Origin of the sequence: Alkalimarinus coralli (genome assembly GCF_023650515.1) — a bacterium.
GTDB classification, from domain to species: Bacteria; Pseudomonadota; Gammaproteobacteria; order Pseudomonadales; family Oleiphilaceae; genus Alkalimarinus; species Alkalimarinus coralli.
Genome location: NZ_CP096016.1, coordinates 2,870,281 through 2,885,858 on the forward strand (window position 1 = coordinate 2,870,281; position 15,578 = coordinate 2,885,858).

15 protein-coding genes are annotated in these 15,578 nt (G+C 47.1%); 7 read left to right on the forward strand and 8 right to left on the reverse strand.

Annotated elements, in window-relative coordinates; all coding sequences use genetic code 11:
• Positions 1–25 precede the first annotated feature (25 nt).
• Positions 26–601 carry a nucleotidyltransferase family protein gene (locus tag MY523_RS12880; RefSeq protein ID WP_250655100.1) on the forward strand — a complete coding sequence of 192 codons (576 nt, stop codon included), beginning with the start codon at positions 26–28 and terminating at the stop codon, positions 599–601.
• On the opposite strand, the gene MY523_RS12885 is transcribed toward MY523_RS12880, so the two are convergent.
• The 4 genes from MY523_RS12885 to MY523_RS12900 all read right to left on the reverse strand — a co-directional run bounded on the left by MY523_RS12885 (position 602) and on the right by MY523_RS12900 (position 4,651).
• The gene (locus MY523_RS12885; protein ID WP_250655101.1) at positions 602–1,684 is read right to left on the reverse strand and encodes an XdhC family protein; all 1,083 of its coding nucleotides are present in this window, start codon (positions 1,682–1,684) and stop codon (positions 602–604) included.
• Entirely contained in the window at positions 1,684–3,909 is a 2,226-nt protein-coding gene (locus tag MY523_RS12890) for a xanthine dehydrogenase family protein molybdopterin-binding subunit (protein WP_250655102.1), read from the reverse strand. The genes MY523_RS12885 and MY523_RS12890 overlap by 1 nt, the downstream gene beginning before the upstream one ends.
• A 15-nt stretch (positions 3,910–3,924) precedes the next feature.
• The gene (locus MY523_RS12895; protein ID WP_250655103.1) at positions 3,925–4,386 is read right to left on the reverse strand and encodes a (2Fe-2S)-binding protein; all 462 of its coding nucleotides are present in this window, start codon (positions 4,384–4,386) and stop codon (positions 3,925–3,927) included.
• A gap of 124 nt (positions 4,387–4,510) precedes the next feature.
• Positions 4,511–4,651 (reverse strand): hypothetical protein, encoded by a 141-nt coding sequence (locus tag MY523_RS12900; RefSeq protein WP_250655104.1) that lies wholly within the window; start codon positions 4,649–4,651, stop codon positions 4,511–4,513.
• A 42-nt stretch (positions 4,652–4,693) separates the two neighbouring features.
• On the opposite strand from MY523_RS12900, the gene MY523_RS12905 reads away from it, so the two are divergent.
• Positions 4,694–5,161 (forward strand): hypothetical protein, encoded by a 468-nt coding sequence (locus tag MY523_RS12905; protein ID WP_250655105.1) that lies wholly within the window; start codon positions 4,694–4,696, stop codon positions 5,159–5,161.
• A 37-nt stretch (positions 5,162–5,198) separates the two neighbouring features.
• On the opposite strand, the gene MY523_RS12910 is transcribed toward MY523_RS12905, so the two are convergent.
• The 4 genes from MY523_RS12910 to MY523_RS12925 all read right to left on the reverse strand — a co-directional run bounded on the left by MY523_RS12910 (position 5,199) and on the right by MY523_RS12925 (position 10,330).
• Positions 5,199–5,462: a DUF5062 family protein gene (locus tag MY523_RS12910; RefSeq protein ID WP_250655106.1), complete on the reverse strand. Its 264-nt coding sequence runs from the start codon at positions 5,460–5,462 to the stop codon at positions 5,199–5,201.
• 59 nt (positions 5,463–5,521) lie between these two features.
• Positions 5,522–8,185, reverse strand: a complete 2,664-nt coding sequence (locus MY523_RS12915; protein ID WP_250655107.1) for an EAL domain-containing protein — start codon at positions 8,183–8,185, stop codon at positions 5,522–5,524.
• A 221-nt stretch (positions 8,186–8,406) separates the two neighbouring features.
• Positions 8,407–9,834, reverse strand: coding sequence for an exonuclease domain-containing protein (locus MY523_RS12920; protein ID WP_250655108.1), 1,428 nt, complete (start codon positions 9,832–9,834; stop codon positions 8,407–8,409).
• 25 nt (positions 9,835–9,859) lie between these two features.
• Positions 9,860–10,330, reverse strand: coding sequence for a hypothetical protein (locus tag MY523_RS12925; protein ID WP_250655109.1), 471 nt, complete (start codon positions 10,328–10,330; stop codon positions 9,860–9,862).
• Positions 10,331–10,646: 316 nt separating this feature from the next.
• On the opposite strand from MY523_RS12925, the gene MY523_RS12930 reads away from it, so the two are divergent.
• From MY523_RS12930 to MY523_RS12950, 5 genes are all read left to right on the forward strand, one after another.
• Positions 10,647–11,429 carry an SGNH/GDSL hydrolase family protein gene (locus MY523_RS12930; RefSeq protein ID WP_250655110.1) on the forward strand — a complete coding sequence of 261 codons (783 nt, stop codon included), beginning with the start codon at positions 10,647–10,649 and terminating at the stop codon, positions 11,427–11,429.
• A gap of 153 nt (positions 11,430–11,582) precedes the next feature.
• Entirely contained in the window at positions 11,583–12,641 is a 1,059-nt protein-coding gene (locus MY523_RS12935; RefSeq protein ID WP_250655111.1) for a hypothetical protein, read from the forward strand.
• Positions 12,642–12,827: 186 nt separating this feature from the next.
• Positions 12,828–13,547, forward strand: a complete 720-nt coding sequence (locus MY523_RS12940) for a substrate-binding periplasmic protein (protein ID WP_250655112.1) — start codon at positions 12,828–12,830, stop codon at positions 13,545–13,547.
• 39 nt (positions 13,548–13,586) lie between these two features.
• On the forward strand, positions 13,587–14,333 hold the full coding sequence (locus MY523_RS12945; protein ID WP_250655113.1) for an outer membrane lipoprotein-sorting protein: 747 nt from the start codon (positions 13,587–13,589) through the stop codon (positions 14,331–14,333).
• The gene (locus tag MY523_RS12950; protein WP_250655114.1) at positions 14,333–15,577 is read left to right on the forward strand and encodes an ABC transporter permease; all 1,245 of its coding nucleotides are present in this window, start codon (positions 14,333–14,335) and stop codon (positions 15,575–15,577) included. Before MY523_RS12945 ends, MY523_RS12950 begins: the two co-directional genes overlap by 1 nt.
• The last annotated feature ends 1 nt before the right edge of the window (position 15,578 follow it).

Consider the following 15,578-nt stretch of genomic DNA (forward strand, 5'->3'; position numbering starts at 1 on the left):
TGATCAATACCTAAGTGGGAGTTTTATGCACCATCAAACCGGAGTCTATGTTCTATTAGCCGCAGGGTTTTCGCGCCGCTTTGGCAGCCCTAAACTATTGCATGAGCTGCCAAGTGGTAACACAATCATAGCAACATCCATAAGCGCCTTAGCTAAATCCGGTTGCGGTTTTATTGTCGTTATTCGAGACGATGATGCGGAACTATACAAACACCTCAGTACGCTGAATATTGAGCTTATGAAGGTCAGCCATGCTATACAGGGGCTAGCCAGTGTTATTGCAGAAGTTGCCTCAAACCTGAAACCACGAGAGTATCACTGGATCGGCATTTGTTTGGGTGACATGCCCTATATTAAACCAGAAACCTATGTGCAGCTGTCGCGACACGCGTCGCGCTCAGGCATTGTTCGCCCGTTCTTTAACGGCAAACCGGGCCACCCGGTGCTGTTTGGCCAGAGATACTTTACAGCACTAACAGCATTAACAGGTGACGATGGAGCAAAGTCTGTCATTAAAGCCTCTGCTGACGCATTGCAGAAAATAAACGTGACAGATGAAATGGTGCTATATGATATCGATAGGCCAGAACAAGTACGCTAACTACTCAACATCTGCCGCCAGTTTATTGCGGTCACCGTTCAAAAACCTGTGCCGCTCGGCAATGACTTGCGCCATAATCGAAATGGCAATTTCTGCTGGTGTTTTGCTGCCAATGTTCACTCCGACAGGTGCATGAAGCTTTTCTATTTCAGAGGACGAGCAGTCTAGCTCGGCCAGTCGGTTAAGACGGTCTTTGGTCGTTTTCAGTGAGCCCATCGCACCAATATAAAATGCATTTGTTTTCAACGCTTCCATCAGCGCCATATCATCCACTCTTGGGTCATGGGCCAAAGCCAATATGGCACAGTATGGGTCAGAAAACCGCGCTTTCACCAAGTCATCCGGCAGGCACTGGATAACCTCAACCCCCTCGCATTGCCAACCTTGTAAAAACGTTGGTCGAGGGTCACAAAGAGTCACCGAAAAGTCGACTGTGCCAGCGATCTTTGCCACATGATATGAAACCTCACCGGCACCCAATAAAAGCATTTTAAACGTTGGCCCAAATCGCGTGGCCACATAGTCAGGCGAGGTCATTACTGCGGGCCCTGCAACCGCGCCCGGCTCCGTTATTATATTTGCCCCCTCGCCTTTGAGTGAGACCTGCCGACGAACGCTCTGCCTGTTGTTCAGTACATTACAGATGATTCTAACGTGCTGAATAGTCTCAGCGGTTGGTACCAGATGCTCAACCAGAACCGTTAACTGGCCACCACAAGGTAGCGAATACTGAGTTCGGTCATCGTCGGTTATCGCATACTGGTATAGGTAAGGCGCAACATCAGTCTCATTTTCTTGTGAAGCGGATGACAATTTGCGAATCAGTGCTTCTTCTATGCAGCCGCCTGACAGTGACCCGACAATGCCATAGTCTGGATGAAAAGCTAAAATAGACCCCGCAGGCCGGGGCGACGAGCCCCAGGTACTCACAATGGTGCACAACCAGGCCGACTCGCCATCACCCAACCATTGGCATAGCGAATCAATAACCCGCTGCTCGGTGCTACTGCCCGCCTGCCGCTCAGCACTACTGCCCGCCAGCTGTTCGGTACGGTGACCAGTAGATTGCACGGGGTTGTTCACTATGCCGGTCGTAATGGGAGTGACCTCAATCGTTGGCCTGTAGCGGCAAATATTGCATTAGCAACCGCAGGCGCTAATGGCGGTACCCCTGGCTCCCCGACCCCACTTGGGCTTTCATTGCTATCAACAATATGCACATCTATCTCTGGCGTTTCATTCATTCGCAGCAACGGGTAATCATCAAAGTTTGATTGCGCAACCCGCCCGTTCTTAACACTTATTTCACCGTAAAGAGCCGCAGTCAATGCGAAGATAATGCCTCCTTCCATTTGCGCTTTCACAATATCAGGGTTGACCACAATACCGCAGTCAATCGCACAAATAATCCGGTGAACCTTAATCTCTCCATTGTTAACGGAAAGCTCTACCACTTGGGCTGCATAACTCTTAAAGCTTTCGTGTACCGCAATACCTCGATAATGCCCTTCTGGAAGAGGTTCGCCCCACCCTGACTGCTCAGCAGCCAACTCCAACACCTTCAGTTGACGCGGATGCCCCTGTAACAGGCTGCGCCTGAACGCGTATGGGTCAGTTGCCGTTTCATGAGCTAGCTCGTCAATAAAACTTTCAACATAAAATGCATTTTGGGAGTGTCCGACTGAGCGCCAGAACGAAACAGGGACACCAATATCGGCATGAGTATGACGTACCTGGATATTGGCGATGTTGTAAGGCATTTCTACAGCGCCTTCTATGGCGGTTTTATCCTCCGGCACCGCAATGCCCTGCATCGCCAACCCAATAGAGCCGAGGGTGCCGTACATAAACTTGGGTGCCCATGGATATTGCGCCGGAGCCGCATCACGGATATACCAATCAAGAAGGTTTGGCGCGACAATCTGGTGATCCCACCCTGTCACATCACCGGATGAATTAAATGTGGCCTTTAGCTTGTGGTAAGTCGCTGGTCGATACCAATCATGTTGAGTATCTTCTTCCCTTGACCACATTAGTTTAATCGGGCGTTTCGCCTGATAGGCGACCGCCGCTGCCTCTTCAATAAAGTCCTGAGTCAGACGTCGACCAAAGCCACCACCAATGGCTGTAACGTTCACATCAACATCACTCGGAGAAAGATCAGTGACACGCGCCACGGCAATACGGGCCAGATCTGGTGCCTGAGTGGGCGCCCAAACAACCGCGTTATCATCACGAATGTCAACCACACAATTCATGGGTTCCAGCGTTGCATGTGCTAAAAAGGGCGTCTGGTACTCGGCTTCAAAAACCTTTTCAGCATCATTTTCTGCCTCTTCAAAATCACCATCATCGCGAACCCGCTCGCCTTCTTCTTCGATCGCCGCCTGCTTAAACGTGCGGAACATCTCGTCTGAAGACAGCGTAGAAAGCGGGCCTTCATCCCACTCGATATCAAGTATGCTTTGCGCTTTTCTGGCCTGCCAGTATTGCTCTGCGACCACGGCGACCCCGTTATAGATTTCAAACACGCCAACAACGCCGTTGGACGCCAGCGCTTTTGTGGCATCAAACTGTTTGACCTTGCCACCCAACACGGGGCAACGGCTAACCACAGCGTAGGCCATGCCTTCCACTTCAGTATCAATGCCGTATGCCGTTTGACCATTAACCTTGCCAGTTATATCAAGTCGTTTATTCTGCTTACCGATAAAACGAAACTCGGAGGCCGGTTTCAGGGTTGGGTTTGAAGGTATCGATTGGGAGGCGGCCAGTGGCGCTAGTTCTCCGTAGCTTAAAGCATTGCCACGTCCAAGCAGTACGACCTGGCCATCTTTTGCTTGGCACTGATCGACCGGCACCTTATAAACCTCGGCTGCCGCCGCGACGAGCATCTCCCTAGCTGTTGCGCCTGCTTCTCTTATTTGCCCCCAACTTGAAGAGAGGCTGTTACTGCCCCCCGTCATCTGCAAACCATAGTCCGGGTTTCTGTACACGTTGGCAACCGGCGCATATTTAACGGAAACAGTCGCGGGTTCTACATCCAGCTCTTCTGCTAATAGCGTTGTTAGCCCCGTGGTTGTCCCCTGCCCCATTTCTACCCTATCCAGGGTAAAGATAACCTCTGAATCAGGTGTAATCTCCAGCCAGGCATTGGCTTTCCAACGGTTATCATCAGTAAGCCCTTTGGCACCAAACGTTGCACAACCTGGCAAAAAGGTACTTAATGAAAAACCGCCTGTTGCTGTTGCCGTTGCCTTGATGAATTGACGTCGAGAGACATTAACGCCATGAGTTTGATCAGTCATTATAAGTCTCCCTGATTAGCTGTTTTTGAGGTTATCAGCAGCATGATGTATTGCCGCTTTAATTCTTGGGTAAGTCCCGCATCGACAGGCATTTCCAGACATCGCCTCATCAATATCAGCATCACTGGGGCTGGGTTTATTAGCTAAGAGCGCGCTGGCAGACATCAGCTGGCCAGATTGGCAGTAGCCACACTGTGGCACATTAAACTCAAGCCAGCTCTTTTGTAGCTGATGAGGGGAGTCATCAGAGCCGATGCCCTCAATAGTGGTGATATTTTGCCCTTCAACCGCACTGACAGGCGTGATACAAGAGCGGATAGCGACGCCATTCATGTGCACCGTACAGGCACCGCAAAGCCCTTTGCCGCAGCCAAATTTTGTACCTTTGAGTTTTAGCTCATCTCTGATAACCCACAACAGGGGGGTATCTGGTTCAAACTCAACCGCCTGATCTACACCATTGACCGAAATTTTCATTGTCTGCCTCTGACAAATTAGTTCTGTTGTTTGTATTCACGACATTTACATTGCTGCTAGCTGTATACTAAAAGCATCATAAGTGACCACCGGCCATTTGTACAAGTGCTTTATCAATTCCGTTTTAAAATCCCGCGCTGTAATTCCAGATTACCTGCCACATCACCGACTGCCACACCAAGTAATAAATCATACCAAGGCTATATCTTATTTCTGCATGAGCAAGGCCTTCATTAAAGCCAAGTGTTCTGGAATCTTTAGTCATATCATCACTCCAACCATAGTACACCCCGATAAGGAGGTTGATATGTTTAAGCGATGCCTTCTATTCTGCGCTCTCTGTGGTTTATTCATTACATCACAAGGGGTTGCCGATTTGAGATTGCTCTCTGATGCTGAACTCTCTCAAACAACCGCTCAAAATGGCCTGATATCAAATAGCCTTGGCTCCGTCCCCTTCTCGCAAAGCATCTATATCGAAAGGGCGAGGCTTGAAAACCTTTACTTGGTCAATAAAAACCTGACTGAGAGAAACCTATATTTTATTGATACAAGTAATTCAACATTCGTAGATAATCAGCGGCTGGCGGAACAGATAGAGATGTCATTAGTCATGTTTTCTACCCAGTTAGCATCTACCGTTACGCTGTCCAGCCTGTTTCCACTACTTGGCTTCCCTATTGGTGTAGGCGCTGCCATTGCACCGGACGCATTTGATATTGAAGTAAGAGATGTCACTATCGACATCAACATGAATATTGAGCTTCGAGAGTAAGCAATAGATAGGTCAGCAAGTAGCAGGTAAGTCAGTATCAATCATTAAGCAGAGCGTGCCCTTCGGGTAACTGCTTATGCAGCCAGATCGCAAGCTTATGTTTAATATTGGGCTCGTTTTCCTGTTCTTTCGGAAGCGCTTGTATTTGCTTGTCATGTACTAAAAGGCGGTAGATGTACTCTGATTTCTTTTTCGATGAGTCGGTTGGCTCAAATTGACAAACACCTCTTTTTTCAACATAGATTGACCCGATGCGGATCGCTTCCTTAACCAGTTGCGCTTCATTCTTCAGCTTTTTCATGATCATATCCTGTATTTTATTTGGCCAAACATTACACATTGGCTCGATAATGCTCACTCTCATTTAGCTGTATCAGAGACCACACCACCAGCCCAACTCTGATGACTGGTCGCATCTGTTAACCAAGCCAACAGCTCGCTAAAAGGCAGTGGCCGGGCAAGGTAATACCCCTGCAAGTAGTCACACCCCATGGCTTTTAAATTATCGCAACTGGTTAGCGTCTCAACGCCCTCTGCAACCACCTCATAGCCAAGGTCGTGACACATATTAACCGTGGTTTTTACAATAATAGAGCCGTCTTTATCTTGATCCATTTCCATCACAAACGAGCGATCAATCTTGATTTCATGCACTGGCAGTTTCTTGATATAGGCTAGCGAAGAGTGCCCTGTACCAAAGTCATCAATAGACAGCTTGACTCCAATGTGGTTCAGCGTCGTCAATACCAGTAGCGCGTTTTCGGGGTCTTGCATCATCGCCGTTTCGGTCACCTCTAATACCAGCAGGTGGGCATCAACAGCGTATTTTTTAAGCAGTGATTTAACCAATCGCGGAAATTTCTTCTCCCTCAGATTAACCGCTGAGATGTTGACGGCCACTGCAATCTGGAGCCCCTGCTGATTTAACTCAGAAACCCTTTCCAGCGCCTTGTCTAACACCCATTCAGTCACCAGATTAATGGTGCCTGTTTTCTCCGCAATAGGGATAAATTCATCGGGGGGGATAAAGCCATGCAACGGGTGATTCCAGCGCAGCAGTGCTTCAATACCGGTCACACTGTTCTCTCTGCAACAAACCTGTGGCTGGAAGTAAAGATCAAGAAGATCATTATTAACGGCGTTTCTTAAATCGCCCATCAACGTTAGACGGCGAGCGTTGTAGGGGTTAATCTCTTCAGAGTACTGGGTGATACGGTCACTGGCATTAACACCCACATCTATCGCAATCATGCCATTACTTAGCAGCGTATCAGCATCGCGGCCATGCTGAGGGTAATAGGCAATACCCACTGACGCCCCGACATCAATGGCCAACCCATCGTACTCAATGGGCGTCGAAAGCATTTCAACCAAACCATTGGCTGTTCGAATAATATTCTCGTTTTTTCGTCGATCAATAAGCATCGCAACAGAAACCCCTTCAACAACCGCAACCCCTAGAAGCGTTTGCTCACTTAGCTCTACTTCAATCAGGCCAGGGATCTGCTGCACTCTGTTATTAATTTTCAGGCACACTTTTTTAAGTAACTGATCCGCTCTTAAGTGCCCCAGGGTTTTGTTTATTTCGTTAAACCGGTCAAAGTGAACCAATACAAGCGCAATCCCCTTTTCTTCAAACACGCCATTTTTCAGCAGCTCAGTAAAGCGGTTTTCCAAAAATGTTCTGTTTGGCAGCCCTGTTAATGAATGATGGGTTGCATCGTATACCATCGTCTCTTCAATATGACGCCGTTGCCTAACTTCCAACAACATCTTCTGCTGTGCTTTCCAGCGGTCTTGTCGTTCACGGTTAAGGCGATCCGCCAAGGCAAACGATAACAATACCGCTTCCAAGGCCGAACCAAATTGAAGCCCGTTTTCGGTAAAGAAGTTGTAGGGGATAACACCAAATTTATTAAGCGCCAGTACCGTTGTTGAAACAACCATGCACATCCAGGCAATGGTAAAAAAGCGCGCAATTTTATGCCCCTTAAACCAAAGATAGGGACCAATAAAAATACACCCCAAGCTAACAACCGCAACCATAAATACAGCTGATGTTGTCGCCATTCTATACGGCAGCACAAACGCAGCGAGCATATTTAACGCGCCCAGCGCCGTGGTCACTTTGAAAAAAACGTCCATCTTCGGGGCGTAATAGGCCAGCGACAAAAAACTGCGACTAAATAGCGAAGCAAACATCACACAACCAGGCACCCCCAAGAGTACCGCCATCTCGTGAGCCGTGGGGGACGATGGCCAAAAGTACTGAAACGTAACGCCATGCATGCTTGCCTGAGTGAGCAAAAACGAAAAAACAAACATGACGTAATATAGATAAGGGGCTTCTTTCAGTGAGAAAAACAAAAATAGGTTAAACAGAATCATGACCGACAATACGCCATAAAAAACACTTTTGCGTACAAGCTCTGACTGATCAATCAAAAAGAACTGTTGCGGCTCCCAAACGGAAAGCGGCAGCTGAACCGCCCCCTCGCTCTTTACCCGCAAGTAAATTTCATTTCGCTCACCCGCACCAACATTAATTGGGAAAACAAAGTTCCTGTGTAGTAGCGGTCGTTGGTAAAACGAGAACTTATCCCCTGTTAACTGACGGTCAATCACCTGACCATCTTCAACACGAAAGAACTCAAGCTGATCGATCAGTGGGTAATCGACAACCAACAATCGCGATAACGGTTCACCGGTAGAACTATTGTGAGTTGAGAGGCGGAACCAGTAGGTGCTGCGAGAGTAGCCAAAATTGGGTGTTTCAGCCCTGTTTTCTGTCCAGGATGAGGGGGGCGTTTTCAGGACTGAGCCAATGTTTAATTCACTGGTTGGGTCTTCCAAATATTCAAGGTATAGACCAAGCCCCTGTTCTAAGTTGCTTTGACCAAGCTCAAAGGTTTTGCTCAGGCGTACCTGCTCCTCTGCGCTAACAGTCGAGGTTAATACGCCACAAAACACTAATAGAAAAGTCAGTGCTTTAAAACGAATAAAATCCACAAAACCCTCTGTCATTGGTTTCTATACCAAAGGACACGTTTAATTGTCCACCTGCACGTACGCGCGCTTTAGAACCCAATTTATAATTGAAGTATTCTATAATTAAAGCTGCTAGTCAGGCGGATTACCATTTTTTTCTGTAACGGCAGGTATCAGCAGCAGGTGGGGAGATTAATCAGGCGCTTCAAGGTCTCGCCAGGAGGCAAACCTGCTAGCAGGGATCATTCGACTGTGCTTCAACCGACTTCAATCACTTCGAAGTGGCGCTTGGGGGTAAGAAGAAACCGCACCATCACTCTGTAAGCATCGGCATCAAACAGTCGACTGGCGCTTTGCCGCAGTTGCACATGATCACTCACGTTAAATTCATCCAGCTCTTGATCATTGTTTACCGTGCCCAGATGAACCCAGGCATAGATTAGATGAATCGCTTCCTTACCACTAAAATCATTACGTTCCTTAACCGCAATAGCTCCGGCATAAGGCCACTTTTTAAGCTGCAAAGAGTGCATCGCGATCTGCATACGCAAGTTGTAGCGGGTTACGTCTTCTTCAGCCAGACAAGCGCCTTTGCATCGCCCTAACTTGTATTGAAAGCATGGCCCTTTCCCTCTATCGAGCCCTAATAACTTGGCACAGAGTTCATTGGCACCATTGATACCCTGAATCGCCTTTTCAGCAATTTTATGAGATTTGAAAAGACCGTAATACTGATCCAAACAGCTGGGGTCGACGTCTTGAACCAGCTTAAGCGAAAAGTAGCCATATTTATCAGCCTCCAAAGTGTAGGAGAAAGGGCTGCTTACTGACCGAGACCGTTTGTTGTGCAGCGGCTTTAAGGTCTTAATCTGTTGTAGTTCGAGTAACAGGGCACCTAGCTCACCGGCTGTTTCTGTCCATTCAATCCGTCTCACGCTCTGAGACATAACGACACCTTTCGCAGTGCTATGGTCAGACATGAAGTGAGACATCACACGCTGGTAGATATTATTGGCCTTTCCCACATAAAGCAGCACGTCATTCTCGCCATAGAATCGATAAACACCATAAGTTTGAGGCAGTTCATCAAGTACATCGGCAGGCAAGTATGAGGGTAAGCTGGGACGTTTTAGTATTTTCCCGATGACATCTTCGACCAGATCACTGCCCAGCTCTTCTATCGAATGACGAAAGAATGCCAGCATTGAATCAACATCCCCCATTGCACGATGCCGGGGCCCGGCTGGCAGATTATGCCTGGCGATGAGTGCGTCCATGTTGTGTTTGGTATATTGCGGATAGAGCTGCCTGGAGAGCTTTACGGTGCAAAGGACTTTAGCCGAAAAAGGGACACTAAGTCGGCGAAACTCGCTCTTTACAAAGCTGTAGTCAAACCGCGCATTATGAGCAACAAACACCGCTCCTTCCAGTTTACTTTTAAAGACCTCTGAAATATCGGCAAATAGAGGTGCGTCCTGCACCATGCTATTCGATATGCCGGTATAGTCTTCAATGAAAGGAGGTATGGTTTTTTCAGGGTTAACCAGCGACTCCCACTCGTCAACAACGTCTCCGTCGACCACCGTTTTTAGGCCAATTTCAATAATCCGATCCACTGGGGCGCTGCCACCAGTGGTCTCAAGATCAATAAAAACAAACGGTTGGCTTAACAATCCCGCCATCATTTAAGCCCTGCCAAGTCGACGTGTGTCAGTTCTTTTTAGGTTTATTCTCTTTGTAGAACTCATTCCAGCATGCCTTGTCATCGCCACATTTTTTACGGGCATGCTTCATCTTGCTGCTATATTTCTCACGCAATTCGTCCCGGCATGCCTCATCATCCCCGCAATGTTCGGCAATTCGTTGCTCGCGCTTTGCTCTGCGCTGCATATACTTTGCTCGCATATTCTGCCTGCACGCCTCATCCGCGCCACACTTTTCCTGAACATGCTGCTTGTATTTCGCCATGCGCTCGATGTATTCAGCGCGCTTCTTCTCAGCACAGGCCGTATCTCCTGCACAGGTTTTCTTCACCCATTGCTCAATACGGCTATCCAGTTGCTCGGTGCTCTGTCCTTTTCCTTGATGACCTTTACCATATTGCTTGTGTGCGTCTGATGCGGCTGTTCCAGAGAAAAAACAGAGCACCCAAAAGGCCAGCAGAATATTTACTATTTTCATATATCGATCTCTTTGATTTTTATTACGCATTTAAAATAACCACACTATAGGATATTACTTAGCGTCAGTTTTATCTATCAATACCCAGCGCCTTTTTTCGCTCAACATGACCGTAATAATTGCACTCATTCGGCCCTTGATTCAGCCCATGTCAAAGCACCAAAAACGATCAAATTAAATACAAATAGTTCAAATAAAATACAAACCGATTAAATACCGCACAATAAAAAGTGTGACCCACGTACCAATTTTAGCTAATTTGCTCTGATATTGTTGTTTTGCACCTAACTATAAAAACAAAAAAGAGGAACACAGAGTGAAAAAAATAATAAAGCATTTCTGTAAGCATGTAACAAACTACCGATTCACACCTCCCGCAAAACTGGCCATAACATTGCTCATCGCAGCCAGCCTAACAGGCTGCGGCGGAGCAGGTAGTCTTGCCAGCAACCCGCGGGTATCTGATGCAGATAACGACCAAGTCGTCTTTCTAGGCGACTCAATATTTGCATTATCAGGTGATCTACAAGATTATCTGGAGTCTTATGCAGGTGAGACTTTTCGGAGATATACCTTGTCAGGCGCTGAGTTAACGGGCGGTGTCATTGCGACTCCCATAGACCAGCAGTATCAGATAGCCAAAAATGATAACGGCAACATTGATACCATCGTCATGGACGGAGGCGGTAACGACATACTGATTCCAGCCATTCTTTTTGATCCATACAATTGCAAAACCGACTGGTGGCAATGGGGGCGACTCAGTTCAAGCTGCAAGAACTTTATTGACGACCTTTATGTTGATGGCGTGAACCTGTTGAATGCCATGAATGCAGACGGCGTCGATAACATTATTTACCTCGGATATTACTACACCAAAAACGGGCTATTGTTTTTAGACAGCATGGAAGAAGCCGTAGATTATGGTGATATGAGGCTGTCTCAAGCATGTCGATATTCAACGGCAAACTGCACGTTTGTTGACCCTCGTTCGACCATTCGGGACAGCGACATCATCATTGATGGCATTCACCCGAATAGCTCAGGCTCTTACAAACTGGCGAATAAAATATGGCCGGTGCTGCAACCTCTGCTATAGCAGCGCAACCGGTACGTATTCATGAGTGCGGCTTAACGCGCAAGACTTAAAACGTACGATTTAAGCGGCACAAGAACTGAATAGTTAGGATGCCCACCCTGCCCGACCCCGGGCAGGAATTGGATTGGCCCATTAGAAGAATAGAAAGACACCATGACTCGACCAACCAAACTTATCATTGTTGCTACGACAACCGTTATGCTGGGCGTTATTCCATGGTACTTATACAGCGGCGTGGAGCCACGTGCGAGTATCGATAACCCCTTGCCACTGAAAACAGCAGCCAAGCAGGCCTTAACCGCTGAGCCAGTCACTGAAACTGGCACGAGAAGTGAAGAACCTTCAAACCAAGCCATTGACTCCTTTAACGCGCAATTGGCACAAGAACTGGTCACAAAATATGGCGATAAAATAGACCACTTAGCCGTTCAGGCAAATCTGTTCAAAGTGCGCGATTTCGTGATCAACCGATACCCGGAAGATGGGCAATCACGATTTAACGAAATCATCTATCTCGCCTTCCCCAATTACGCAGAGTCCATTATTCAAATCATCACACTTATGGATCAGTACACCCAGTGGTTAGCCCAAAACTACACCCAGTTAAATGATATGAGCCCACTCGAACGGGACGGTCATTTATGGAAAAAAAGAAGAGCGTTATTTGGAAACGATGCAGATATTATATGGTCAGATGAACGCCAGCTAATGGCTCAGAAACAACGAGCGGTTCAGGAAGAAATACATCGACTCGGCGCAGAAACCAGCCTGAGCAGCGACGAAAAGCTCTACCAGTTACAAACAACGCTATCTGAAAACTACGGCGATGCCGCTCAGGGACTTGTGATTGATCCGGGGATGGTCGCCGCAGTATTTTTTAATTTTGACTCTGTTCAGCAAACGCTCCAAAACCTCTCGCCTCAAGCGCGGCAGGCAGAAATAAACAGAGCCCGAAAACAGTTGGGTTACAGTGAAGAGCAGATAGAACAAGCGCAAAAGAAAGATGAAGTCCGCAATCAACGCTGGGAAAACGGGTTAGCCTACATGGCAGAACGGCAGCAGCTGGTTGATACACTCGAAGGCACTGCTCTTGAAACAGCCCTTTCATCGCTCAGGGAAGCATACTTCAAACGAGAAGCCTATACGATCGAGCAAGAAGAGATATCGGGTTTCTATCGCTACGCGAGACCTAGAATTTATGGTCGAAATTAGACTATTTACGCGATGTTTGGCTAAGGACTAATATTCTTAACATCAACTGCTATCCTTAGAGGTAAAGGAGCCATGAGATAACGCTCATAGGCATAGATAGAATGGAGCTACCTCATTAACACAATAAACGCAGATAAACGCTCACTGCTTGCTCAGCTGCTGCTAACACTACTGCTGTGCCCAGGCATGAGCATTGCGCAAACGGTTAACATCTCCGCTGGCGAGTATCGCCCATGGTTATCTAAAGACTTACCTGGGGGCGGCTTTATCGCGCAAGTGATATCTGAAAGTTTTGAGCATTCCGGCTACCAGACAAAAATCAAATTTCTTCCCTGGAAACGAGGCTACGATCAAGCTAAGGCTGGCAACTATGCCGCCAGCGCCTACTGGTATCCGTCAAAAAAAAGAGAAGAACATTTTATATATAGTGATGCCATTAACAAAGAAACCACCCACTTTTTCTATAACAAAGATAAGCCTTTAAAGCAGTGGAATAAGCTGGCTGATCTAGGCGACTTTAAAATCGGTGCAACCGATGGCTATACCTACACCGATGAGTTTTGGAAGGCCGCTCAACTGGGCATCATTAATGTTGAGTTGGCGAATCGCGACGAACTCAATATGGCCAAACTTATCAGAGGGCGAATTGACCTGTTCCCGGTGGAAAAGCACTTGGGGTTTGCCCTCGCCACCACCCACTTTCAGCCTCACATGGCTTATCTGATTGATTTCCACCCAAAACCGCTACTAAAAACGACCGGGCACCTACTTTTTTCTAGAGCACACCCCGAAACAACCATACTGGTTAAAGCATTTAATCGTGGCCTTAAGGAATTAAAAGAAAGTGGCCGCTACGAGGAGCTGCTCAGAACGATGGTCATGGAACGCTCGCAACGATTTAAATGACCTCCCGGTAATGAGCATACAGAAGTAAATGAGTTCAATATGCTAAAACATGCACACTTATACTGCGCACTCATCTTAATAACACTGCTATCAACGTGTGCTCAAGCCAACGATGAAGCCGTCAAACTGCTTAAAAAAATAGATGAGCTTTACCGTTCAGAGAGTTCAATATCGACCATAAAAATGCAGATCGTCACTCCAAACTGGGAGCGAACGCTTGAGATGAAAGGTTGGACAGTCGGCATGGACGATACCTTTATACGCATTTTATCTCCCAAAAAAGACCAGGGTGTATCAACACTTAAGAAAGGTCGTGAGATGTGGAACTACTTCCCTAAAATTAATAAGGTAATCAAAGTTCCACCATCTATGATGATGGGGTCTTGGATGGGGTCTGATTTTACCAACGACGATTTGGTGCGCGAAGTCTCGCTCGTTAAAGAGTATCACGTTGATAAAGAAGACCAGGAAGACAAATATCTGCTCAGGTTAGTTCCGAAGGAGAGCACCGTAACGGTTTGGGCCCGTATTGAAATACTGGTAGCAAAAGAAACCCTGCTACCTGTCGAGCAGCGCTATTTTAATGAAAAAGGAGATAACGTTCGCAGTATGTATTTCAGTGACATTAAGGAATTTTCCGGTAAACGGCTGCCATCAAAAATGAGTATGGTTCCGCATCACAAAAAAAACCATAAAACAGTCATTGAGTATGTTGAACTGGAGTTTGATACAGGTATCGATGATGATATTTTCACCCTCCGAAACCTGAAAAAGCGTTACCGATAATGCTAACGGCCAAGCTTGCATTGCGTAACATTCTGCGGAATCGCCGCAGGAGTATTCTGACCATACTCAGCATGGGCGGTGGGTATCTTTTACTCTCGTTTATGTTGGCCATGACCGAAGGCAGCTACAACCATATTATTGACGTGTTCACCCGTGATCACACAGGCCATATTCAGATTCATCAAGGCAACTATCTTGAGCGCCCGTCGCTCTACAAAACAATCGACCATGCTGCCCCACTCATCACTCAACTCAAAAAAGACAATCAAGTGACTGGCATTACCCCCCGAATTTATGGCCCATCCCTCGCTTATGGAAAAGATAAAACATTTCCGGCCAATGTTATTGGCATAGACCCAATAGCAGAGGCCAGCACCACCTACTTAAAGAACAAGGTACAGCAAGGGCATTACCTGTCAAACGGCATGACCAGCCATGGTTATTACCCCGCCATGGTAGGTCAGGCACTGGCTAAAAACCTGCATTTAACCATCGGGGATGAACTCGTCCTTATCTCTCAGGGGATCGACGGTTCCATCGCTAATGATATTTATGAAATCACCGGCATCGTTGGAACCCAAGACTCTTACGAGCGAATGAACGTCTATTTAAGCCTCAGTGCCATGCAGCAATTTTTAAGTATGGGCGATCAAGTGCATGAGCTGGCGATCAGTTTAACTCATCAAACCTATGCCGCACCGTTTGCCAACCAGCTCCAGCAGTGGTTTAAGCTACAAGAACATGAACCTTACCGCGCCCTTACAGCCGCCCCTTGGCAAGTCGTTGAGTCTACATTTTTCAATAGCATGCAGGCCGACAAAAAAGGCAACTACATTTCAATGGGCATTCTGATTTTTATCGTCTCTATTGGTGTGTTAAACACCGTTCTCATGGGCATTCTGGAGCGAACCCGTGAATTTGGCGTGTTAAAAGCCATAGGCACCAGACCGGCAGCGGTATTCAGGCTTATCATGCTTGAGTCACTCATACTGGCGGCTGCCAGCTGCATATTCGGATTAATCTTCGCCTTACCGGCAAACTACTGGCTAACCGTTGTCGGTATCACCCTGCCTGAACCTATCGATATGGGCGGAATTCTGTTTGAAACCATGTTGGGCGAGATCACCATGTTCAGTATGGGCGTGCCCGCTTTGGTCGTGATAGGGAGCACTCTACTCGTAAGCTTAGTTCCGGGAATCAGAGCATCACGCATATCGCCACTCAAAGCGCTACAGGCGGCTTAAT

Excerpts from the sequence above, each read along its gene's own strand:
- MY523_RS12880 (WP_250655100.1), top strand. The coding sequence starts at position 26 with ATGCACCATCAAACCGGAGTCTATGTTCTATTAGCCGCAGGGTTTTCG.
- MY523_RS12900 (WP_250655104.1), bottom strand. The coding sequence starts at position 4,651 with ATGACTAAAGATTCCAGAACACTTGGCTTTAATGAAGGCCTTGCTCAT.
- MY523_RS12950 (WP_250655114.1), top strand. The coding sequence starts at position 14,333 with ATGCTAACGGCCAAGCTTGCATTGCGTAACATTCTGCGGAATCGCCGC.
- MY523_RS12895 (WP_250655103.1), bottom strand. The coding sequence starts at position 4,386 with ATGAAAATTTCGGTCAATGGTGTAGATCAGGCGGTTGAGTTTGAACCA.
- MY523_RS12910 (WP_250655106.1), bottom strand. The coding sequence starts at position 5,462 with ATGAAAAAGCTGAAGAATGAAGCGCAACTGGTTAAGGAAGCGATCCGC.
- MY523_RS12905 (WP_250655105.1), top strand. The coding sequence starts at position 4,694 with ATGTTTAAGCGATGCCTTCTATTCTGCGCTCTCTGTGGTTTATTCATT.
- MY523_RS12890 (WP_250655102.1), bottom strand. The coding sequence starts at position 3,909 with ATGACTGATCAAACTCATGGCGTTAATGTCTCTCGACGTCAATTCATC.
- MY523_RS12915 (WP_250655107.1), bottom strand. The coding sequence starts at position 8,185 with ATGACAGAGGGTTTTGTGGATTTTATTCGTTTTAAAGCACTGACTTTT.
- MY523_RS12920 (WP_250655108.1), bottom strand. The coding sequence starts at position 9,834 with ATGATGGCGGGATTGTTAAGCCAACCGTTTGTTTTTATTGATCTTGAG.
- MY523_RS12935 (WP_250655111.1), top strand. The coding sequence starts at position 11,583 with ATGACTCGACCAACCAAACTTATCATTGTTGCTACGACAACCGTTATG.
- MY523_RS12945 (WP_250655113.1), top strand. The coding sequence starts at position 13,587 with ATGCTAAAACATGCACACTTATACTGCGCACTCATCTTAATAACACTG.
- MY523_RS12925 (WP_250655109.1), bottom strand. The coding sequence starts at position 10,330 with ATGAAAATAGTAAATATTCTGCTGGCCTTTTGGGTGCTCTGTTTTTTC.
- MY523_RS12940 (WP_250655112.1), top strand. The coding sequence starts at position 12,828 with ATGAGCATTGCGCAAACGGTTAACATCTCCGCTGGCGAGTATCGCCCA.